This is a genomic window from Stenotrophomonas sp. 1L-E-5-B-C3 (genome assembly GCF_057292075.1).
In genome coordinates this window covers 79,005-96,312 of sequence record NZ_JBXAWS010000002.1, presented here as the reverse complement: position 1 = coordinate 96,312, position 17,308 = coordinate 79,005, and the positions used below count along the sequence as shown (strand labels likewise).

Annotated in this window: 31 protein-coding genes and 1 other RNA gene; all 32 read left to right on the top strand. The window is 63.3% G+C overall.

All coding sequences use genetic code 11. The annotated features are described in order from the left end of the window. The first annotated feature begins 46 nt into the window (after positions 1-46). The 32 genes from AC0Z6F_RS03175 to AC0Z6F_RS03020 all read left to right on the top strand — a co-directional run bounded on the left by AC0Z6F_RS03175 (position 47) and on the right by AC0Z6F_RS03020 (position 17,183). Positions 47-436 (top strand): helix-turn-helix domain-containing protein, encoded by a 390-nt coding sequence (locus tag AC0Z6F_RS03175; RefSeq protein WP_180882702.1) that lies wholly within the window; start codon positions 47-49, stop codon positions 434-436. A 6-nt stretch (positions 437-442) separates the two neighbouring features. After that, positions 443-787, top strand: coding sequence for a hypothetical protein (locus AC0Z6F_RS03170; protein WP_046430058.1), 345 nt, complete (start codon positions 443-445; stop codon positions 785-787). A gap of 116 nt (positions 788-903) precedes the next feature. After that, positions 904-1,392, top strand: a complete 489-nt coding sequence (locus AC0Z6F_RS03165; protein WP_485616762.1) for a hypothetical protein — start codon at positions 904-906, stop codon at positions 1,390-1,392. Then, entirely contained in the window at positions 1,392-1,823 is a 432-nt protein-coding gene (locus AC0Z6F_RS03160; protein WP_046430054.1) for a helix-turn-helix domain-containing protein, read from the top strand. The genes AC0Z6F_RS03165 and AC0Z6F_RS03160 overlap by 1 nt, the downstream gene beginning before the upstream one ends. After that, on the top strand, positions 1,820-2,092 hold the full coding sequence (locus AC0Z6F_RS03155) for a hypothetical protein (protein ID WP_046430052.1): 273 nt from the start codon (positions 1,820-1,822) through the stop codon (positions 2,090-2,092). The genes AC0Z6F_RS03160 and AC0Z6F_RS03155 overlap by 4 nt, the downstream gene beginning before the upstream one ends. Further along, positions 2,089-2,352: a hypothetical protein gene (locus tag AC0Z6F_RS03150; RefSeq protein ID WP_485616764.1), complete on the top strand. Its 264-nt coding sequence runs from the start codon at positions 2,089-2,091 to the stop codon at positions 2,350-2,352. Before AC0Z6F_RS03155 ends, AC0Z6F_RS03150 begins: the two co-directional genes overlap by 4 nt. Next, a complete protein-coding gene (locus tag AC0Z6F_RS03145; protein ID WP_258008226.1) occupies positions 2,349-2,477 on the top strand; it encodes a hypothetical protein in 129 nt (42 codons plus the stop codon). The genes AC0Z6F_RS03150 and AC0Z6F_RS03145 overlap by 4 nt, the downstream gene beginning before the upstream one ends. Beyond that, entirely contained in the window at positions 2,474-2,722 is a 249-nt protein-coding gene (locus AC0Z6F_RS03140) for a hypothetical protein (RefSeq protein WP_046430051.1), read from the top strand. The genes AC0Z6F_RS03145 and AC0Z6F_RS03140 overlap by 4 nt, the downstream gene beginning before the upstream one ends. After that, positions 2,719-2,982 carry a hypothetical protein gene (locus tag AC0Z6F_RS03135; RefSeq protein ID WP_053463345.1) on the top strand — a complete coding sequence of 88 codons (264 nt, stop codon included), beginning with the start codon at positions 2,719-2,721 and terminating at the stop codon, positions 2,980-2,982. The genes AC0Z6F_RS03140 and AC0Z6F_RS03135 overlap by 4 nt, the downstream gene beginning before the upstream one ends. Before the next feature lie 26 nt (positions 2,983-3,008). After that, positions 3,009-3,137: a hypothetical protein gene (locus AC0Z6F_RS03130; protein WP_485616767.1), complete on the top strand. Its 129-nt coding sequence runs from the start codon at positions 3,009-3,011 to the stop codon at positions 3,135-3,137. Further along, positions 3,137-4,039 carry a recombination-associated protein RdgC gene (locus AC0Z6F_RS03125; RefSeq protein ID WP_485616768.1) on the top strand — a complete coding sequence of 301 codons (903 nt, stop codon included), beginning with the start codon at positions 3,137-3,139 and terminating at the stop codon, positions 4,037-4,039. The genes AC0Z6F_RS03130 and AC0Z6F_RS03125 overlap by 1 nt, the downstream gene beginning before the upstream one ends. 7 nt (positions 4,040-4,046) lie before the next feature. Then, positions 4,047-4,292, top strand: coding sequence for a hypothetical protein (locus AC0Z6F_RS03120; protein ID WP_485616769.1), 246 nt, complete (start codon positions 4,047-4,049; stop codon positions 4,290-4,292). Next, positions 4,289-5,005, top strand: a complete 717-nt coding sequence (locus AC0Z6F_RS03115; RefSeq protein WP_485616770.1) for a hypothetical protein — start codon at positions 4,289-4,291, stop codon at positions 5,003-5,005. Before AC0Z6F_RS03120 ends, AC0Z6F_RS03115 begins: the two co-directional genes overlap by 4 nt. 3 nt (positions 5,006-5,008) lie before the next feature. Next, positions 5,009-5,731 (top strand): HNH endonuclease, encoded by a 723-nt coding sequence (locus tag AC0Z6F_RS03110; RefSeq protein ID WP_485616772.1) that lies wholly within the window; start codon positions 5,009-5,011, stop codon positions 5,729-5,731. After that, positions 5,712-5,969 (top strand): hypothetical protein, encoded by a 258-nt coding sequence (locus tag AC0Z6F_RS03105; protein ID WP_313415505.1) that lies wholly within the window; start codon positions 5,712-5,714, stop codon positions 5,967-5,969. Before AC0Z6F_RS03110 ends, AC0Z6F_RS03105 begins: the two co-directional genes overlap by 20 nt. Positions 5,970-5,971: 2 nt before the next feature. Then, positions 5,972-6,280 (top strand): hypothetical protein, encoded by a 309-nt coding sequence (locus AC0Z6F_RS03100; RefSeq protein ID WP_197588275.1) that lies wholly within the window; start codon positions 5,972-5,974, stop codon positions 6,278-6,280. Then, positions 6,267-7,004 (top strand): hypothetical protein, encoded by a 738-nt coding sequence (locus tag AC0Z6F_RS03095; RefSeq protein WP_313415503.1) that lies wholly within the window; start codon positions 6,267-6,269, stop codon positions 7,002-7,004. Before AC0Z6F_RS03100 ends, AC0Z6F_RS03095 begins: the two co-directional genes overlap by 14 nt. After that, the gene (locus tag AC0Z6F_RS03090) at positions 6,997-7,641 is read left to right on the top strand and encodes an ASCH domain-containing protein (protein WP_313415502.1); all 645 of its coding nucleotides are present in this window, start codon (positions 6,997-6,999) and stop codon (positions 7,639-7,641) included. The genes AC0Z6F_RS03095 and AC0Z6F_RS03090 overlap by 8 nt, the downstream gene beginning before the upstream one ends. Further along, on the top strand, positions 7,638-8,111 hold the full coding sequence (locus AC0Z6F_RS03085) for a hypothetical protein (RefSeq protein WP_313415501.1): 474 nt from the start codon (positions 7,638-7,640) through the stop codon (positions 8,109-8,111). The genes AC0Z6F_RS03090 and AC0Z6F_RS03085 overlap by 4 nt, the downstream gene beginning before the upstream one ends. After that, positions 8,108-8,557: a hypothetical protein gene (locus tag AC0Z6F_RS03080; RefSeq protein WP_485616776.1), complete on the top strand. Its 450-nt coding sequence runs from the start codon at positions 8,108-8,110 to the stop codon at positions 8,555-8,557. The genes AC0Z6F_RS03085 and AC0Z6F_RS03080 overlap by 4 nt, the downstream gene beginning before the upstream one ends. Further along, positions 8,550-8,732 carry an SAM domain-containing protein gene (locus tag AC0Z6F_RS03075; protein WP_313415499.1) on the top strand — a complete coding sequence of 61 codons (183 nt, stop codon included), beginning with the start codon at positions 8,550-8,552 and terminating at the stop codon, positions 8,730-8,732. Before AC0Z6F_RS03080 ends, AC0Z6F_RS03075 begins: the two co-directional genes overlap by 8 nt. Then, positions 8,725-9,285, top strand: coding sequence for a hypothetical protein (locus AC0Z6F_RS03070; protein ID WP_485616778.1), 561 nt, complete (start codon positions 8,725-8,727; stop codon positions 9,283-9,285). The genes AC0Z6F_RS03075 and AC0Z6F_RS03070 overlap by 8 nt, the downstream gene beginning before the upstream one ends. Then, positions 9,282-9,551, top strand: a complete 270-nt coding sequence (locus tag AC0Z6F_RS03065; RefSeq protein WP_313415497.1) for a hypothetical protein — start codon at positions 9,282-9,284, stop codon at positions 9,549-9,551. Before AC0Z6F_RS03070 ends, AC0Z6F_RS03065 begins: the two co-directional genes overlap by 4 nt. Then, positions 9,544-9,774 (top strand): winged helix-turn-helix domain-containing protein, encoded by a 231-nt coding sequence (locus AC0Z6F_RS03060; protein WP_191078084.1) that lies wholly within the window; start codon positions 9,544-9,546, stop codon positions 9,772-9,774. Before AC0Z6F_RS03065 ends, AC0Z6F_RS03060 begins: the two co-directional genes overlap by 8 nt. Continuing rightward, complete coding sequence (locus AC0Z6F_RS03055; RefSeq protein ID WP_313415496.1) at positions 9,767-10,045, top strand: excisionase; 279 nt, start codon at positions 9,767-9,769, stop codon at positions 10,043-10,045. Before AC0Z6F_RS03060 ends, AC0Z6F_RS03055 begins: the two co-directional genes overlap by 8 nt. Then, positions 9,988-11,151, top strand: a complete 1,164-nt coding sequence (locus tag AC0Z6F_RS03050) for an Arm DNA-binding domain-containing protein (RefSeq protein ID WP_485616781.1) — start codon at positions 9,988-9,990, stop codon at positions 11,149-11,151. Before AC0Z6F_RS03055 ends, AC0Z6F_RS03050 begins: the two co-directional genes overlap by 58 nt. A 40-nt stretch (positions 11,152-11,191) precedes the next feature. After that, positions 11,192-11,758: a hypothetical protein gene (locus AC0Z6F_RS03045; RefSeq protein WP_313415494.1), complete on the top strand. Its 567-nt coding sequence runs from the start codon at positions 11,192-11,194 to the stop codon at positions 11,756-11,758. A gap of 109 nt (positions 11,759-11,867) precedes the next feature. Beyond that, positions 11,868-12,260, top strand: a transfer-messenger RNA (tmRNA) gene (ssrA, locus tag AC0Z6F_RS03040). Positions 12,261-12,776: 516 nt separating this feature from the next. Continuing rightward, a complete protein-coding gene (locus tag AC0Z6F_RS03035) occupies positions 12,777-12,971 on the top strand; it encodes a hypothetical protein (protein ID WP_012510745.1) in 195 nt (64 codons plus the stop codon). Positions 12,972-13,034: 63 nt separating this feature from the next. Next, complete coding sequence (locus AC0Z6F_RS03030; RefSeq protein ID WP_012510744.1) at positions 13,035-13,661, top strand: CPBP family intramembrane glutamic endopeptidase; 627 nt, start codon at positions 13,035-13,037, stop codon at positions 13,659-13,661. Between the two features lie 160 nt (positions 13,662-13,821). Then, positions 13,822-15,942, top strand: coding sequence for a peptidase domain-containing ABC transporter (locus AC0Z6F_RS03025; protein ID WP_485616813.1), 2,121 nt, complete (start codon positions 13,822-13,824; stop codon positions 15,940-15,942). Continuing rightward, positions 15,939-17,183: an HlyD family secretion protein gene (locus tag AC0Z6F_RS03020; protein WP_485616782.1), complete on the top strand. Its 1,245-nt coding sequence runs from the start codon at positions 15,939-15,941 to the stop codon at positions 17,181-17,183. The genes AC0Z6F_RS03025 and AC0Z6F_RS03020 overlap by 4 nt, the downstream gene beginning before the upstream one ends. The last annotated feature ends 125 nt before the right edge of the window (positions 17,184-17,308 follow it).

The following is a 17,308-nucleotide window of genomic DNA, read 5'->3' as shown; positions in this document are numbered from 1 at the left end:
GCAATCAAGCATCGAAGAGCGTTCAGCCATCACTAGCATGGTAGCCATGGCAAGACGTCCCTCGAGCGCAGATGTCATCGCCGCCAATGTGCGGCGACTGATGAAGCACCTGAACCTCTCTCAGGCAGAGCTCGGCCGCAAAGCCGGGGTCGCGCAAACTCTGCTGTCGGGGCTGCTGAGCCCGGATGGCGCCTCCAAGAACCCGACGTCTTCGACCGTCGACAAGCTCGCCGACGCCTTCAAGATCACACCTTGGAAGCTCCTGGTTCAGGACATCACGCTGGATAGCCTCTTGGACGACGAGGTCGAACGCCTGGTGGACGCCTTCGCCACGGTGCCACCAGAGGGCCGGTCGGTAATTCTGCGGGTGGCTGATGCTGAAGTTCGCTATTCCCAGGTGCCGGCAACCGTTCCGATCAAGGACACAGGGACATGATCAGCCATGGGAATACTCGACTTTCTTGCTAGTGCAGCAGGCGTCAAGACGATGCAGACGGGCGCGGATGTATTCATTCACCGCCATACGCGCGTCATCACCTTCAGCCTGCCGTCCCAATGGCGTGACCACGCGAACAAGCTCGTCAAGGAACGTTTCCAGGCGCAGCTCGTCCAGTCCGAAATGGATGCGGCGCTGCTGAAGCTCGCGGTGTTCTGGACCTGCGCGATGCAAAGCGATCCTGCTCGGGCAGAGCAATTCGCCGACGCCATGTATGACCTCCGCACTGCCGCGGGAGGCGGGATCACGCCTGGCCTGTCCCTCGAAGTCAGGGGATTCACCGGCCACTAAATCCTGATCAATCAGCTGCTTAGCATCAAGTCGGGGCCATCTATCATTTTAGTGCTTGACTGTTCACCGGCCTATCATTATGTTGCTAGCCATCCCAAGCACGGATGGTTGAGCACATGTCTGCACTGTCTTCGTCGCTGTACCTCGCACTGGGGGCTCTCGGAGCCACCGGCATTGGCGCCTTCTTCTCCCCATCGTCCCCTTCCACAGACGAACCCGGCCAGGCCGTCCGGGCACCAGCTGCACTGGTGATCACCAGCCCGCGCATCTGCGCGGCGCTGGAGGTCTACACCCTGGCCAACGAGAACGACTGGGGCCTGCGCACCACCATCGCGCAGGCAGTGCTCAACGGCTTCAACGACGCCGACCGTGTGCCGGACTGCGCCGCCGGCGTCTCCGCCGCGCTGGCCAAGGACTTCTCCCCCTATCGCTGGCAGCTCGCGCTCGACGCCGTCGACGCGGTTGTCGCCGGTACCTATTCCGTTTCCCCCGACGCCTGCGCCCGGGCCAATACCGTCGTCCCCCTGTCGACGGAAGCCGCCTCCCCTGTGGTGGCCCGGGCGCAGTGCGTCATCTATGACCTGGCTTTCGTGGAGGTGCACTGATGGCCGCCACCGAACGTCGCTGCCGCGTCTGCAGCTGCACCGATCAGCAGGCCTGCCCCGGCGGTTGCTCCTGGGCCGGCCCCGACCTCTGCAGCAGCTGCGCCACGGCCGCCGGCGCGGGCGCCGAAGGCACCATGGCGGTCGTGGTGCGCCAGCGCCTGCTGATCGCCGGCAGCAGCATCAAGCTCAGCCGCACCGAGGCCGTGGTGATGCAGGTCCTGGTCGGTGCGCCCGATCGCCTCGTGGAAGTCGACGCGCTGCATGCCGCGATGTACCCGGGCAGCAAGCCGCCGTCGCGGGAGTCCAACGTCCTGCAGGTGCTGGTGTCGCGTGTGCGCCGCAAGCTCGCTGCCGCTGGACACAAGCACGCCATCGAGACCATCCGCCTGCGCGGCTACCGCTTCGTCATGCCGCAAGGGGGTGCCGCATGAACGCCCCGTGCAAGATCGCTGCGATCCGGCACGCGGTGAGCGCGCTCCACGGAGCCGCTGACGACGGCGCTGATACCCGCCGCTACGCCGACGCGCTGCAGGAAGCCGGAGCTGCCATTGATGCGTTGGTGGCGGCCGACGAGGACTACGACCAGGCGCGCGATCGGTGGCTCAACTCGCCAAGCGATCACGAATCGTTCGAAGCGGCGCGCGAGGCCTGGGCGCGACGCGCGGTTGCCCTCGCCCGCGTCAAAGGCGGTGCCGCATGAACGCCGGTGCTGAGATGCTGGCGGCGAAGCTGGCCGGCCGCTCTGCAAACGGCCTCGAACGGGGACAGGGCACCAACCTGCACGCGATCCCTTCCGCGCAGGTGCGGCGCTATGGCGGATATGTCGAAGCCACCGGCAAGGCGCTATGCGGAGCAGCACCAGGCCGCCGGTCCGTGGGTTGGACCGCCTGCGAATCGCTTCCTGTGACCTGCCCTCGCTGCCAACGCGCCCTCGCGCGTGGCAAAGGCGGTGCCGCATGAGGGCGGAACAGATCATCGCCGAGGCCACCGCAGTCCTGTTTCGGCGAGTGCTGGCCATTGGCGGCACGGCCGGCTTCCTGCTGGGAGTGGCGGTAGGGTTTGGATCCCGGGCGGTGCTGTCATGACCATCGTGAACATGACGGTCGACGCCGAGATCGACCTCGACGACCTGGTCGAGAACCTGGGGCCGAACAGCAAGGAATACCTCACGAACCTGCTGAAGGTCGACGGCGAAGCAGCGCGCGCGCCAGATGGCCGCACCTTCGAACAGATCATCGAAGCCGCGTTCAATGAGGCGCGGGCAATGCCCTCAGTACCGCGGGCGTTGGTCGAGCTGTTCTGGGTGGTGCACGGGAGGGCCATGTCATGACGGCAGACCTGCACCTGCTGGGGCACGGCGTCGACGCGATCCTGCAGCACGACCTGGACCGCATGCCGCCGGCGATCACCCCCGCGGCGCGCGTGCAGCGCTACCAGCGCGCGGTGTCCATCGCACCACCAGACCAGTGGCGCGCGCTGCGGATCCGCTTCGGCACGATTTTCCAGATCGCCTGGAGCGCGGGGATGAAGCCGGACCTGGCCACCTGGGCGCGCAAGTTCCAGCGCATAGCAGAGGCCTGCCGACCGTGAGGCTCTTCCACGTCCACATCCCGGGCGTGGCTGGACCGCACAGCGTCATCGCAGAAGCCGAGCAGGCCGCGATCGACGACGCGCTCTACTCCCTGGGCCTTTCCGAGCTGCCCGAAGGCAGCAGCGTCACTTCTGAACAGACCGGAGACACCTGATGTTCTTCCGCAACCTCACGATGTTCACCTACCCGCAGCTGCAGATGTTCGACTGGCAGGACGGCCTGCAGGCGCGCGCCCTGAAGCCCGTGGGCCCGCTGGAAATGAGCTCCGGCGGTTTCATTTCGCCGTTCGGCCGCGAAGAGAAGGAACTGCTCTCGCACGAGATCGGCCGCTGCATGTGGATGGCCATCGGCGCCGAAGAGAAGATCCTGCCGCCGGCAGTGGTTAGCAACCTGCTCGAGCTCAAGCTGCTGGAGATCGAGGAACGCGACGGGCGCCGCCCCGGCGGCCGCGAGCGGAAGCGCATCAAGGACGATCTGCTGCACGAGCTGCTGCCTCGTGCCTTCGTCCGCCCCTCCCGCACGGATCTCTACCTGGACCACCAGCGCGGCGTCGTCTTCGTGGACACCAGCAGCCGCAAGACCGGCGAGGCCGCCATGAGCCAGCTGCGCAACGTGGTCGGCAGCTTCCCCGCTCTCCCCCTGAACGCCGAGGTTTCGCCCAGGGCCATCCTGACCCGCTGGGTTGCCGGTGAAGCCCTGCCCGACGGCCTCAGCCTGGGCGAGGAATGCGAGCTACGCGATCCGGTCGAGGGCGGCGCAATCGTTCGCTGCCAGCATCACGAACTGCGCTGCGACGAGGTCGACCTGCACCTAGAGACCGGCAAGCAGGTCACCAAGCTCGCCCTGGTGCTGGACGACCACCTCTCCTTCGTCCTCGGTGACGACCTGATCGTCCGAAAGCTCCGCTTCCTGGACGGCGCAGTGGAGCAGCTGCAGCACGGCGACGAGGACGGCAGGCGCGCCGAGTTCGATGCCCGGTTCGCCCTGCAGATCGCCGAAGTCGGCCGGCTCTATGACCTGGTCCGCGAGCACTTCCGCCTCACCACCTACGCATGAGGTCCCTATGCACCCGCATCTTCTGAGCACTGGCCGCTTCTCCCTCGACATCCTGCTGCCCGCGCTGCTGGCCAGGCCGCAGCGCGCAGCGCGCGCCGTCCCTGTCCGCCGCATGCCAGCACGCCATCGCACCACCTGGGCACCGGCCGGCGGCGGCCAGGCCGAACGTGCTCGCCGCCTGCGCCAGATCGAGGCCGGCACGCTGACCGCCGCCGACGGCCTGGTCGCGACCTACAAGGGCGAGCTGCCGTGAGCCGGGTGCGCGCCTTCATCTGCGCCCTGTTCGGCTGTGCCCGCGATTGGCCGGATATGGAGTCGTGCGGTCGCTGCGGCAGCTACATGGACCTGCAGACGCCGCCGCGCACCATGGGCCGCCGCGTGCTGGACCGCGTTGCGACCGCTCTGATCCAGCGCGGCACCCGCACGCCCTACTTCCACCTGGTCAACGCCGATGGCACGCCGTACATGGACCGCTTCTGGCTGCTGCGTATCGGCCGCGCCGGCGTCGACGACCGTGGCCAGCCCCGGCCCTGGTTGGCGCTGCGTCTGCACCACATCCGCAGCAGCGACCACGGCGGCGTCTTCCACGACCATCCCTGGTCCTTCTTCAGCCTGTATCTGCGCGGCGGGTACTTCGAGCACCGACCCTACGACGGGCCGCTGCCGGCGGTGCCGGACGCGGTGCCGTCGGCGATCGCTGAGGAACCGTACTCGTCGACCTGGTATGGCGCTGGCCAGCTGCTGTTCCGCCGTGCTGAAGGCTGGCATCGCATCGCGCTGGCCGAGGACCTGCAGGCCGAAGGCACCTGGACGCTGGTGCTGACGCTGCCGCCGCGCGCCTACAGCTGGGGCTTTCGCATCCGCGGTCAGAAGGTCGAGCACCGCGAGTATTTCCGGAAGGAAGCGGTCCGCCAGCGCGCGCGGCAGCAGATCCAAGCACCGAAGCGCTCGGAATGGAATCCATGAGCCATGACGCGGAAGTCACACCCCAACGCGCGTCGGCCTTGGACCGCCGACGAGGACGAAACGCTGCGGCTGAACTGGCCGCGGTTCCCCGCCTTTCTGATCGCCCACGTCCTCGAGCGGCCCACGGCTGCGGTGTATCGGCGGGCCGGAGTGTTGGGTCTGCAGAAGGCCGACGACTTCTACACCCAGCCGATGGCGGCCCTCTGGAACGGCACACAGGAACCCGGATCGATCGCGTCACGAATCAAGCCCGGCAGCACGCCGGCGAACAAGGGGCTCCGCCGACCGGGCTGGTATGCAGGCCGGATGCGGGAAACCCAGTTCAAAAAGGGTCGGCCGGCCAGCGAGGCGCGCAACTACGTGCCGATCGGGACCGAGAAGGTGGATCCGAAACGGAAGGTGCTGATGCGCAAGGTCACCGACGACCCAGCCCTATTCCCAGTCAATCGCTGGCGCCCGGTGCACGTGATGGTCTGGGAGGCGGCAAACGGCCCGGTACCGGAGGGACACATCGTGGTGTTCCGGCCAGGCCTGAAGACGCTGGTCGCCGCCGAGATCACCGCTGATCGCCTTGAGGCCGTCACCCTCGCCGAGAACATGCGGCGCAACAGCTACCACAACCGGTTCCCGCCGGAACTGAAAGAACTTGTCCACCTGAAGTCCAGCATCACGCGCCGGCTCAGGAGGCGAATCAAGGAGCAAGAAGATGAAGAACAAGGTCAGTGACGTCCGCGATCACCTGGTCGCCATGCTCGAACGCCTGGGCGACGACGACCTGAGTGCCGAACAGATGGGCCAGGTCATCGAGCGCGCGAAGGCCTCGACCATCGTGGCCACCACCTACATCGGCGCGGTGAAGGTCGAGCTCGACGCAATCCGGCTGGCCCATGAAACCGGAAACCTGACTGCGGCAGTTGCCGAGCCCCAGCAGCTCCCCACGTTGCCGCCCGGCCAGGGGCGCTGACGATGACCGCAGATCGCCCCGTAGCAATCGAGGGCTGCGACATGGCCACCGGCCCTGACGTCACCTCCGTAGCGGACATCGTGGACGGCAAGGTCATCAACGTCCGCCATCTACCTCGGCAGGATCCGCTCACGAAAAAGTCGCAGGTGCTGCTGGTTCTGCGCGCCGGCGGCCGCATCGCAGCTGGCCATCGGCCCGGCCTGCTGCAGCTGCTCGGCGCCGACGACAGCCCGATACCCGCTTGGCAAACCGCCCTGAAGGCCGCCCAGGCCTCGTCCGCACAGTCCGGAGATACCCATGAACCGCAGTGACGTCCTCCCTCGCTTCCTCGCCGATACGGCCACCCATGAGCTGCGGATCGTGGTCGACGACGGCGTGCACCGCCACCTGCAGTTCCGTCGCCCTGGAAGCTATTGCTACGGCTTTGACATCGTGACCTGGCCCGGGCACCTGGCGATCTCCGGCGACATGGGCACCGCCGTCTTCAACCGCCTGCACGACATGTTCGAGTTCTTCCGCACCAAGCCCGCCCACCATGAAGAGGCCGGCGGCCTGTTCGTCAACGATGGCTACTGGGCCGAGAAGTGCGTGGCCAACGACGGCGAGAAGAAGGAATTCAGCGCTGACCTCTTCCGCGCGCTGGTGACCCGCCTGTTCAAGGAATACGTCGAGGAACGCGTGGATCCCGACGACCTGGCGGATCCGGACACGCCCCCGGAATGGGTGGCCCGGCTGTGGCAGGAGCTCGAGCTCGAAGTGCTGAACGACTCGGAAGATCACGATGCCCTGAGCAACGCGATCAGTGCCATGTCGGACTTCAGGCCGAACGACCCGGACTACAGCGACTTCCGGATCACCGACGCCTGGGAATACGCATCGTCCCTGCAGCAGTATACGTTCCACTTCCTCTGGCGCCTGTATGCGATCGCCCACGCGGTCCGTGCATACGACGATGCCGCCGGCGCGGCCGAACCGACAGGCCTGCCCGGTGACATTGCCGCGCCGACGCCACTGGCGGAGCGGGCCCATGCGTGAGCGTCCCATCCTGTTCAACGGTGCCATGGTGCGCGCCATCCTGGCCGGCCAGAAAACGCAGACACGGCGCGCAATCAAGGACATCCCTTGGCGCCCTGGCTGCAATCCAGATTTCAGCCAGGCCCGCGCCTTCTCCAATGGCGGCGAGTTCCGCATCACCGGCAGTCAGGAAATGACCACCGGCTTCCGGTGCCCCTTAGGCCAGCGCGGTGACCGGTTGTGGGTACGCGAAACGACCGTGGACGTGGAAAGGCACGGCTACCTCGGCCCCGTCCATCTGGAATCCGAAGAAGGCTACGCCACGCTGCAGGGCGGATTGGCACCTGGGCCGGACGACGTGATCGATGTCGAGCCGCACGAGATCACACTGCGGCCGTCCATTCACATGCCGCGTTCCATGTGCCGCCTGTTCCTTGAAATCACTGACGTGCGCGTGGAGCGGCTGCAGGCCATCAGCCCAGCCGATGCCCTTGCCGAGGGCTCCATGGAGTGGGCCGGCGAGCAGGACACCCCCATTCGCGACCTGGACACAGGGGACGAGCGCATCGCCTTCAGCGCGCTGTGGGACAGCACCGGCGGCGACTGGAACAGCAACCCCTGGGTGTGGGTCATCACCTTCATGAGGATCGAAGCATGAACGACGTCAATAGGGGCTGCACTTGCCCGAGCGGCGGTGGCTCGCTGCACCACCCTTGCCCAGCGCACCCTGTCCCAACGGACCTGCTGGCTGACCTAAACGAACGCCTTGAAACCGCCAAGGCGCTCGGCTATGAGGATGACATCCCGGTGGGCATCGGCCTTCTGCTTTGCGTGCGTGCAGCCCTCGCCGCCCGCCAGCCGGCTCGCATCTACGGATGCTGCGCCCAGCCGGAGGGTGAGCTGCACACCGCCGAATGCCCGAACATGCGGCACGTCGCCGCCCGCCGGCCGGTGAATGGGCTCTCATGGGCTGACTATTGGATGGAGCGCGGACAATGCGAAGTCGCCCACGACTTCGAAGCGTTTTGTCGCGCTGAGGCTTGGGCGCTCCAGCGCTTCCCAGACGCTCGCCAGCCGGTTGGACAGGTCACGGGTGCCGAGATCGACGGCCAGGCGGTGGACAAATGAGCCTCCCCTACGAGAATGCGACCAGCGGCAATAACGCGATCAACGACATCCAGAAGATGCTGCGATCGTTCGGGTGCCAGCGCTTCGCCACCGGTGAGGACTACGAGACCGGCGAACTGTTCATCCAATTCGAGCACCGCGGGCGGCAGGTGCAGCTGAAAGCCAGCGCTCGCGGCTATGCGGCCGCGTGGCTGCGCGAGCACCCCTACGGCCCCCGGATCCGGGCCACTCGAGCCGAACACGACGCCAAGGCGCTCAAGATCGGCGGCGTAGCCGTCTACTCGATCCTGCGCGACTGGGTGAAAGGCCAGGTAACGGCAATCGAGATCGGCATGCTGACGTTCGAGGCTGCGTTCCTGTCGCACATCCTGCTGTCCAGCGGCCAGACGGTGATCGAGCACGTGCAGCAGCAGAAGCTGCTGCCGCAGGAGGCAGACCATGGCTGAGGTCGCGATCGACATCACCGGCGAGGAAGGCCAGCTGACCATCAAGAACACGGTCGCTTTCGATCTGCAGCTGCTCGGCTGCGGTCTGTGCATTGACATGACCCACGAGCAAGGCCAGTCGATTTACCAGGCTCTGGCAGTCTTCTTCGGCCCAGGAGATACGCCCAATGGCTGACACCTCGGCGCGCGCTGACGCTGCCGACCACAACATCCACCCAGACCTGGCCAGGGAACTGCGCGCGATCGCGGCGGTACCCATGGATCTCCGCCGGCCGGCGCTGCGGCGCTTGGCCGAGAAGATCGGCAACGCCGCGATGGTCGATCTGTTCGGCGAGTTCATTGGCCTGGCCAACCAGGTCGCTCGCAACGCCCGCGAGCAGGCCGAGGACCTGCTGGTGCTGCAGGGCCACGTGTGGCCGCACGAGGCCGAGCGCGTGAACATGCCCTGCATCCAGGGCGCCCTCAACGCCATCGTGCTGGCCGCCGGCATCGACCCAGGCCCGCTCTGCGGTGGCTGTGCGTTCCGCGCCGGCACTGTGGCCAACCAGTGCCTTCCGACCACGGAGGACGCCGACTACTGCTCCACCCCGGGCGAGCGCCCCTTCCTCTGCCACGAAGCCGTCGACGAGCACGGCAACGCCATCAGCGCCTGCCGCGGCTTCGCCCAGCGGCGCGCCGCCTTGAATGCTGCCGAGCGCAGCACCGAACACCAGGAGCCCGACGCATGAATACCTCTGACCGCCTGCATGTGCACTATCACGTGCACCTGGACGTCGCCGGCGCACTGACGAACTTCACGGACCAGGATCTGGACGGGCTTTTCCAGCGCAGCCCGCACGGAGAGCCGGTGACTGCAGCCGACGCCCGCCGGGTGCTGACCGACCACCTGGCCAACGGCCGCAGGGTCATCCCGCTCGCTCCCTGCGAGGGCTTCGACTACAGCGGTGCCGGATGCCCCGGCCACCCAGAAGCAGCTGAGGCAGACCATGGCTGATACAGGCACTGCCGACGGCACTGCCACCCGGATCCTGCAGCTGCTGCAGGAGGGGCCGGGGCTGGCCGGCGAGCTGGCCGCCGAGCTGCAGCTTCCTTCGAACCGGGTCAGCAGCTACCTGCACCAGCTGGCCAAGACCGGCCGTGTGCAACGGGCGCCCTTCCACGGTCCCGACGAGCGCCCATCGGTCCTCTGGAGCCTGCAGGCGGTGCCCCATGAGTAGCTACGGACCCTCGTCACGAGGATTGTCGAGGACCGGATCCCCCGCGAACCTGCGCCCGGTCCGATTCGTCACGCTCAAGCAGTTCGAGACGCTGACCGGCTACACGGTCGACGCGGTCAACTCGAAGATCAAGCGTGGCGACTGGCTGGAGGGCGCCGTGTTCATCAAGGCGCCAGATGGAAGAAACCTGATCGACCTGGAGGGGTACGAAGAGTGGGTAATGCACGGCAAGGCGGCGTCAGGCCAGCTACACAGAGCAGCATCGCAATAGACTTCTACTACCGGGGCAAGCGGTGCCGTGAGCGAATCAAGCTCGCCCCCACCGCGCGGAACCTGCGCTACTGCGAGAATCTGCTGGGGCAGATCAAGGTCGAGATCGAGAAAGGCACCTTCGACTACGCCACTCACTTCCCTGGTAGCAAGCGCGCAGTGCAGGTCGCAGAGAAGCCAGCGGCCCTGGATACCCTGGAGCAGGTGCTGACCCGGTGGCTGGCGCAGAAAGAGCCCGAGCTCGAGCACAGCAGCCTGATCGGTTACCGGCGCATCGTCGAGAACATCCTGGTGCCGCGGTGCGGAGCGATCGCGCTCCGTGACTTCGACCGTATCGCGCTGAAGGAGCTGGTGGCCACGTTCGACGAGTCGACGTCGGCCAAGCGCATCAACAACGTCCTGGGCCCGCTCCGCGGCGCCTTGGATGAGGCTGTGGCCGACGACTTGATCCAGAGCAATCCCCTCGACGGCTTCAGGGTGAAGCGGCGTGCCAAGGCCAATGCGCGCGAAGAGGTCGACCCCTTCACGCCGGAGGAAGTCCAGGCAATCCTGGCCGCCTGCCGCGAGGACCAGGTCCGCAACTACTGCCAGTTCAACTTCGCCACGGGCCTGCGCACCTCGGAAATGATCGGCCTGTGCTGGTCGGACATCGACTGGCGCAAGGGGACGGTCAAGATCCGGCGCGCCTGGGTCATGGGCAAGATGAAGGCCCCCAAGACCGAGTCAGGCGTGCGAGAAGTGCAGCTGCTGCAGCCGGCGATCGATGCCCTGAAGGCCCAGCGTGCCCATACCGCCACCGCCGGCGAGTTCGTCTTCCACGACCCCAGGACGAACGCGCGGTGGGGGTCGGATCAGAGCATCCGCGCCGGCGAATGGCAGCGCGCGCTGCGCAAGGCCGGCGTCCGGTACCGGTACCCGTATCAGATGCGACACACCTTTGCCTCACAGGCGCTCAGTGTCGGCGAGAACGTGATGTGGGTGGCCCGGCAAATGGGGCACAGGGACTGGACGATTACCGCCAAGAAGTACGGCCGGTGGATTCCGTCGATGGTCCCTGACGCCGGTGCCAAAGCGGCGTCAGTCTGGATGCCGAAGTCTGTGGTTTAGTGGACTATCATGAGTTATCTGAACGACTGGAGGCGCTGCAATGGACGACGAGCCAATAGGTGCAGGGGCTGATCCTGCTTCACAGGAGACCGCAGACAGTGACAAGTTCTTCATTCGCTCTCCTGAAGAGTTCACCGCCGCCTTCTTGGCCGGATGGATTGTTGACGCTCGCAGTGGTGGCTTGGTTCGCGGCCGGCTTCACGAAGAGGGGCACGTCCCTATGCTTCAGCACGCAGGCCCCTTGGGCACTTTCGAATACATGGGTGTGATGGAAGGCGGGGAGTACATCCTCAGCACTGACGCCACCGCAGCGCATTTTGATCGCCTCAATGAGATCAACAGCGACAAGACCCCCTGTGACACACCGCTGCCTGCAGCGCCTCCAGGGCGCGTGATTGACGTATCGGCCGAACCCCATGACAAGGTGTTGATGATCGAACGGCAGTTCATCATCAACCGCAATTCCACCCGTCGATACCTAGACGAGCTGGTCGCCCTGAATGACCCACACAGTTACTACCGCGGCCAGTTTTTCAGCGATGACGTGGTCTCGTACCTGAACGAGCATCCCGAACTCGGGGACGGACCGCCGGCAAATGGGGGCTGACCGCGTGACTGTTCAGGAAGTTTGCCGTAACATCCGCATCGTTAGGCGGGTTCTTGGTCAACATTTGGTCAACCAGGGGCCTGAAAGCCTTGCAATACTTGAAGAAACCGGGGGTGCATTGGTTTCGACGGGGGTTGTGAAGTCGCCTGGCGCATGCCGAGGGGGTAGCTTTCCTCGTAAATCCAGCTGCAAAACTCTAGTTGCCAACGACGACAACTACGCTCCGGTCGCTCTCGCAGCCTAAAAACTGCGGTGCGTGACCTTCTGCCGACTTAGGCGGAGCCTCGAAACTGCTTGTGTCCATGCTCGCAGCGTAGAGTCATTATCATGGAATCGCGCTGGGCGGCTGCCTGTCAGTCCGGCACTAGAACACAACAGGCTGGTTCCCGGGTGCGCTTTGCACACCGTGCTGCTCGGGGATGAGATTCAACGGTGAGCTAAGCATGTAGTGCTGGGGATGGAGTGCCTTCGGACGGCGGTTCAATTCCGCCCACCTCCACCAATACCGGGTCCGCAAGGGTCCACGAAAAGCCGGAATCCCTCGTCAAATAAGGGGTTCCGGCTTTTTTGTTGCCCGCTGTAGATCTGGACAATCCATAGAGCTGTGGCCAGGTCGTGCGGTACGCCGTCGCCATACGATCAGCGCGATCACCTGGCCGTCGACCATGATTAGCGACTCATGGCCCCTCGCCTTGTGGAATCACTTGACGCCTTCGAACAGATCCGGCATCGAACGGAATGCCATGCGCCAATTCTGCTGGCTGTGTATTGACCAACCTGTTCGCAGCTTGCTCTGCCACGCCCCGGTCCTGCAGCCAAGCGGGATGTGAACTCAACGTGAACATTGCTGAAGGTGGAATGGGGGATGCCTTGCCTCAATCCGTTCTTACACAAGAGCCTTGCCAGCACATCGGCATCGTAGCCACATGAATGACTGTCGGTGCGGCTTGGCTCATGCTCGACGCGCTGCGCGGGCTCACGAGGATGACTGTCTCAACAACTTGGAATTGGAGGCTGTATGCGTGATCTAAATGAACTTGAAGTTGCAGAAATTTCGGGCGGTGTTCGCATCCAGATTGGCCCAAGCAACGGCACCCACGTCACCGGAACGCTCAATGATTTTGGTAATGCTGCGTATATGTACGGAAGGATCGCACCATTCAGTGGAATTGGCGCTGCCGGCCTGATCTATCACTACATCATGGCTCGCTGATTCAGGCAGCATAAGTAGGGGTCTAGGCGCCATTTCGGGCCTAGACCCTTGGAGCAAGGAAACATGCTTCAAAAATTTGCCCATCGAAGACCCCGCCCTATTGCGGAGAACAAGATATTCGCCGCAGCGATTGCGACGGTTGCCGTTGGGGCAGCACAGGGGATTCTGGATTCATTCAACGTATTCGGATCAAAGGCGGCGACTGAGTTCCTCGCATTTCTCGCTTGCGCCTGGCTATTTCCAAATGAACCCGGAAGGAGATGGACTTTCTGGCTTCCACCTGTATTGGTTGGCGCCGGCCTTATTTGCGGAGCACTTTGGATAGCTTTTGCAGGACTGCCCTCAGGACATGCCAGCAATTCCATATCCTTGAATGAAATTCCATTGAAGTTCTATGTGCTCGGCATCGTAACCAGCTGCATCGTAGCTCCACTTTTTGAGGAGAAGGTCGTGAGACATCTCTTTCTGGATGGAGCCTCTCACTACCTCGGAAAAGTCGCGGGTGCCATTGTCGTCAGCGCGCTGTTCGCTGCCGTCCACGTCGATGCATTTGTGTCATCTTTCATCTACTCGGTGATTCTCTGCATTGGTGCGATAGCTTTTGGCCTGAACACCGTCCAGCGATCCATAATCCATGGAGTTATCAATCTTTCCATCATGCATTGGGCACTTCTCCCCCCTCTTCTCTAGGATCCATACCAAGCATCCCTAGGCCCCCACATGTTCCAGCATGGACTTACAACCCGCCCATCCTGAAGACGCACATGCGCACATGATGGACATCGGCTACGCGCCTGAGTTTCCCATTCTTTTTATTTCAGTCTTGCGGCCTTTTTGGGAGCGTTAGATCATTGACGTCGTGATTCAATCTGAGGCAGCGGAATGCGGACTCGCTTGTCTGGCCATGATTGCGTCGCATCATGGCAACAACCTCGGACTCCGTGAACTTCGCCGTCGTCATGCACTTTCCCTCAAGGGTGCCACCCTCGCCCAGATCATGGAAATCGGGGGAAGCTTAGGCTTTCGTTGCCGGCCCCTGCGCTTGGACCTGGAGCACCTGAGCCAACTTCAGTTGCCGTGCGTCGCGCACTGGGACCTCAACCACTTTGTTGTAATCAGCAAAGTTCATCGCAACGGCGTCACTGTCCTGGATCCCGCTTATGGCGAGCGTAGGCTTTCCCTGGAGGAGATCTCACGCCACTTCACCGGGATTGCTCTGGAGTTGCATCCAACTGCCGAGTTCCAGGTAACCCCTCGCCCGCCAGCAGTCTCGCTTGCACAGCTGACAGGCAGGGTCGAGGGGCTTTGGCGGGCTCTTGGGCTACTGCTGCTCTTGTCTGTGGCACTTCAGGTATTCGTCCTGATAGCACCGTTCTTCATGCAGTGGACCGTGGATCAAGCCCTCGTCGCCTATGACAGAGACTTGCTGACTGTGCTGGGCACTGGGTTCGCTCTGGCGCTTCTGCTGCAGGTATGTATTGGGCAGATTCGAGGCTGGGCAGTCATCTACCTGTCAAACCGGCTCAACCTGCAATGGACCGGCAACGTCTTCCGCCACCTCCTGCATTTACCCTTGGACTATTTCGAGAAGCGCCATCTAGGTGATGTCACGTCACGGATGGGAAGCATCCAGGCCATTCAGAGAACACTGACAATCAGCTTCGTAGAAGCACTCATTGACGGCCTCATGGCGGTTGTGACCCTGGGAATGATGCTGCTGTACAGCTGGAAGCTGGCGCTGGTCACGCTGCTTGCAGTTGCCCTGTATGCAATTGCACGCGCCTGCGCATTCGCGCCCCTCAGGCGAGGCACGGAGAAGCAGCTGATTGCCGGGGCACGACAGGAGAGCCATCTTCTTGAGTCGATTCGGGGAGTGCAGTCGGTGAAAGTCGCTGGCCGCGAATCAGTTCGTCAGGCGGGCTACTTCAACCTCATGAACGAGACCGTAAATCAAGACATTTGGCTCTCGAAGTTCGGGCTGAGCTTCGGTGGTGCGAATCAGTTGCTGTTTGGCCTGGAGCGCATTGCGGTGATCTGGCTGGGGGCACTACTGGCCATGGACAATGTGTTCTCCGTCGGCATGCTGATTGCTTACCTTGCCTACAAGGACCAATTCTCGCAGCGCGTCGGAGCGCTGATCGACAAGTGGGTAGAGTTCCGCATGCTTCGCCTTCACGGCGAGCGACTCTCCGACATTGTTCTCACCGAGCCAGAGCGCGACACTTCCAACGGAAACGCCCTGTTGCCAGACGGACTCCGCATTGAGGTCGAGGGACTTGGCTTCCGCTACGCCCCTGGGGAGCCATGGGTGCTGAAGAACTGCAGCTTTGTGGTGGATGCCGGTGAGTCGGTCGCAATCATTGGCCCTTCGGGCTGCGGGAAGACTACGCTTGTCAAGATACTCCTTGGGCTCCTACAGCCGACCGAGGGTCAGATCCGCATTGGCGGCGTGCCCCTATCAAGGATCAGCATAGGCGACTACCGCCGCATGATCGGAGCGGTGATGCAGGATGACCAGCTTTTCGCAGGGAGTGTCAGTGACAACATTGCATTTGAGGACAATCATCACGACGAGGAACGAGTGCGTGAAGCCGCAAAGTTGGCCGCCGTGCATGACGACATCGCGGCCATGCCCATGGGCTACAACAGCCTGATCGGCGATATGGGAACGACCCTCTCTGGAGGCCAGAAACAACGAGTGATCCTCGCTCGCGCCCTGTATCGCAAACCTCAATTGCTCTTCCTCGACGAGGCAACCAGCCATCTTGATGTGGAGCGCGAAAGACTGGTGAATGAGGCCGTAAAACAGCTTGAACTTACTCGGGTGATCATCGCCCATCGGCCGGAAACCATCGCCAGCGCCGACCGCGTGCTGATCATGCATGCGGGAGGAGTAGCGCACGTGCTGAGCCAGAACACATCCAGCTCCCTGGCGCCGGAGCGAGGTGATGCAGCGGAGCTCACTGCATGAGCGGCCTCTTCCGCAAGGAGGCGATTGATGCCCAGCGGCGAAGCTGGCTGGGCGGGATATCCCTCGTACAGCCACTCCGGTTCTGGCTTCTGGCGGTGTTCGCAGCGATAGCGGCCATGGGCGTCGTCAGCTTCTTCTGGATCGGCGAGTATTCGCGCAGATCGCGAGTTTCCGGTGAGCTTGTGCCCGACCTCGGGCTTTCCACGGTCGTCGCCCCGTCCGCTGGAGTGGTCGCAAGACTGGACGTCGAAGAGGGTGATCATGTGCAACGCCAGGACGGGCTGCTGACGATCAACGTGCCTCGGGTAACGTCCTCGGGCCAGGATGCCGTGTCAACATTGCTCGACGCACAACGCACCCGCATAGCCAGTGTGGGTGCGATGAGCGAATTTCAGGATAGACAGCTGGCAACTCAACAGGATGGCGCCAAGACCCAACGCGCTGCGATGTTGCAGGAGCTTTCGCAGATCGACGCGGAGATACATACCCGCGGCGAGCAGGTGAGAATCGGGCGCGAGACCCTCGCCCGCTATCGGAGCGTCGAGGATGAGCGCTACGTAAGCCTGATTCAGATCAACCAACAAGAGCAATCGGTGCTTGAGGCGGTCAATGCGCAACAAGCCCTTCAACGCCAAGCGACCTCGATTCGGCGGAACCTGGCCGAACTTGAGCAGCGGCTTGCAGAAATTCCCCACCAAAGGCTATCTGCCAAGGCGGTGTCTGAGCGTGACCTTGCCGCGTTGAATCAGGAATTCATCCGGATGGAGGCCGACGGAGAGCTGCTCCTTCGAGCCCCGGTAACTGGACTGGTGGCAAATCGACTCGTTGAGGCTGGCCAGGCGGTGCAGCCCGGCCAACCCATTCTCAGCCTGCTTCCCAAGGGGTCCGAGCTTCGAGCACAGCTGCTGGTGCCCAGCTCGGCCATAGGATTCGTTAAATCAGGCGACAGGGTTCTGCTGCGTTACCAGGCATATCCCCATCAGAAATTTGGAGCCCACGAAGGAACGGTCATCCGCATCTCTCGCAGCGCCTTGACGGGGAATCAGAAGGAAGGCGGCACGACGCAGTCTCTATATCGAGTCCTGGTCTCGTTGGATCAGCAGGGAGTGCTGGCATACGGGAAGATGGAGCCACTTCGCCCTGGCATGCAACTCGAGGCAGATATCATGGGGGAGCGCCGCAAGCTTTATGAATGGCTGCTGGAACCGCTCTATTCTGTGTCCGGAAGGCTGAAGGGCTAGTACGCGATGGCTCGATTGGACCGGCAGCAGTAAACGGTTCTTCACGTACCGAAGAAGCCCGGAAACTCCACCACCGTGTGTTTCCGGGCTTTTTATACTTCCCGCCTCACATCGCTGCGAAATTC

Bases quoted from the DNA above. Each gene is read 5' to 3' on its own strand.
- AC0Z6F_RS03175 (WP_180882702.1), top strand. From the start codon at position 47: ATGGCAAGACGTCCCTCGAGCGCAGATGTCATCGCCGCCAATGTGCGG.
- AC0Z6F_RS03170 (WP_046430058.1), top strand. From the start codon at position 443: ATGGGAATACTCGACTTTCTTGCTAGTGCAGCAGGCGTCAAGACGATG.
- AC0Z6F_RS03165 (WP_485616762.1), top strand. From the start codon at position 904: ATGTCTGCACTGTCTTCGTCGCTGTACCTCGCACTGGGGGCTCTCGGA.
- AC0Z6F_RS03160 (WP_046430054.1), top strand. From the start codon at position 1,392: ATGGCCGCCACCGAACGTCGCTGCCGCGTCTGCAGCTGCACCGATCAG.
- AC0Z6F_RS03155 (WP_046430052.1), top strand. From the start codon at position 1,820: ATGAACGCCCCGTGCAAGATCGCTGCGATCCGGCACGCGGTGAGCGCG.
- AC0Z6F_RS03150 (WP_485616764.1), top strand. From the start codon at position 2,089: ATGAACGCCGGTGCTGAGATGCTGGCGGCGAAGCTGGCCGGCCGCTCT.
- AC0Z6F_RS03145 (WP_258008226.1), top strand. From the start codon at position 2,349: ATGAGGGCGGAACAGATCATCGCCGAGGCCACCGCAGTCCTGTTTCGG.
- AC0Z6F_RS03140 (WP_046430051.1), top strand. From the start codon at position 2,474: ATGACCATCGTGAACATGACGGTCGACGCCGAGATCGACCTCGACGAC.
- AC0Z6F_RS03135 (WP_053463345.1), top strand. From the start codon at position 2,719: ATGACGGCAGACCTGCACCTGCTGGGGCACGGCGTCGACGCGATCCTG.
- AC0Z6F_RS03125 (WP_485616768.1), top strand. From the start codon at position 3,137: ATGTTCTTCCGCAACCTCACGATGTTCACCTACCCGCAGCTGCAGATG.
- AC0Z6F_RS03120 (WP_485616769.1), top strand. From the start codon at position 4,047: ATGCACCCGCATCTTCTGAGCACTGGCCGCTTCTCCCTCGACATCCTG.
- AC0Z6F_RS03110 (WP_485616772.1), top strand. From the start codon at position 5,009: ATGACGCGGAAGTCACACCCCAACGCGCGTCGGCCTTGGACCGCCGAC.
- AC0Z6F_RS03105 (WP_313415505.1), top strand. From the start codon at position 5,712: ATGAAGAACAAGGTCAGTGACGTCCGCGATCACCTGGTCGCCATGCTC.
- AC0Z6F_RS03100 (WP_197588275.1), top strand. From the start codon at position 5,972: ATGACCGCAGATCGCCCCGTAGCAATCGAGGGCTGCGACATGGCCACC.
- AC0Z6F_RS03095 (WP_313415503.1), top strand. From the start codon at position 6,267: ATGAACCGCAGTGACGTCCTCCCTCGCTTCCTCGCCGATACGGCCACC.
- AC0Z6F_RS03090 (WP_313415502.1), top strand. From the start codon at position 6,997: ATGCGTGAGCGTCCCATCCTGTTCAACGGTGCCATGGTGCGCGCCATC.
- AC0Z6F_RS03085 (WP_313415501.1), top strand. From the start codon at position 7,638: ATGAACGACGTCAATAGGGGCTGCACTTGCCCGAGCGGCGGTGGCTCG.
- AC0Z6F_RS03080 (WP_485616776.1), top strand. From the start codon at position 8,108: ATGAGCCTCCCCTACGAGAATGCGACCAGCGGCAATAACGCGATCAAC.
- AC0Z6F_RS03075 (WP_313415499.1), top strand. From the start codon at position 8,550: ATGGCTGAGGTCGCGATCGACATCACCGGCGAGGAAGGCCAGCTGACC.
- AC0Z6F_RS03070 (WP_485616778.1), top strand. From the start codon at position 8,725: ATGGCTGACACCTCGGCGCGCGCTGACGCTGCCGACCACAACATCCAC.
- AC0Z6F_RS03065 (WP_313415497.1), top strand. From the start codon at position 9,282: ATGAATACCTCTGACCGCCTGCATGTGCACTATCACGTGCACCTGGAC.
- AC0Z6F_RS03060 (WP_191078084.1), top strand. From the start codon at position 9,544: ATGGCTGATACAGGCACTGCCGACGGCACTGCCACCCGGATCCTGCAG.
- AC0Z6F_RS03055 (WP_313415496.1), top strand. From the start codon at position 9,767: ATGAGTAGCTACGGACCCTCGTCACGAGGATTGTCGAGGACCGGATCC.
- AC0Z6F_RS03045 (WP_313415494.1), top strand. From the start codon at position 11,192: ATGGACGACGAGCCAATAGGTGCAGGGGCTGATCCTGCTTCACAGGAG.
- AC0Z6F_RS03035 (WP_012510745.1), top strand. From the start codon at position 12,777: ATGCGTGATCTAAATGAACTTGAAGTTGCAGAAATTTCGGGCGGTGTT.
- AC0Z6F_RS03030 (WP_012510744.1), top strand. From the start codon at position 13,035: ATGCTTCAAAAATTTGCCCATCGAAGACCCCGCCCTATTGCGGAGAAC.
- AC0Z6F_RS03020 (WP_485616782.1), top strand. From the start codon at position 15,939: ATGAGCGGCCTCTTCCGCAAGGAGGCGATTGATGCCCAGCGGCGAAGC.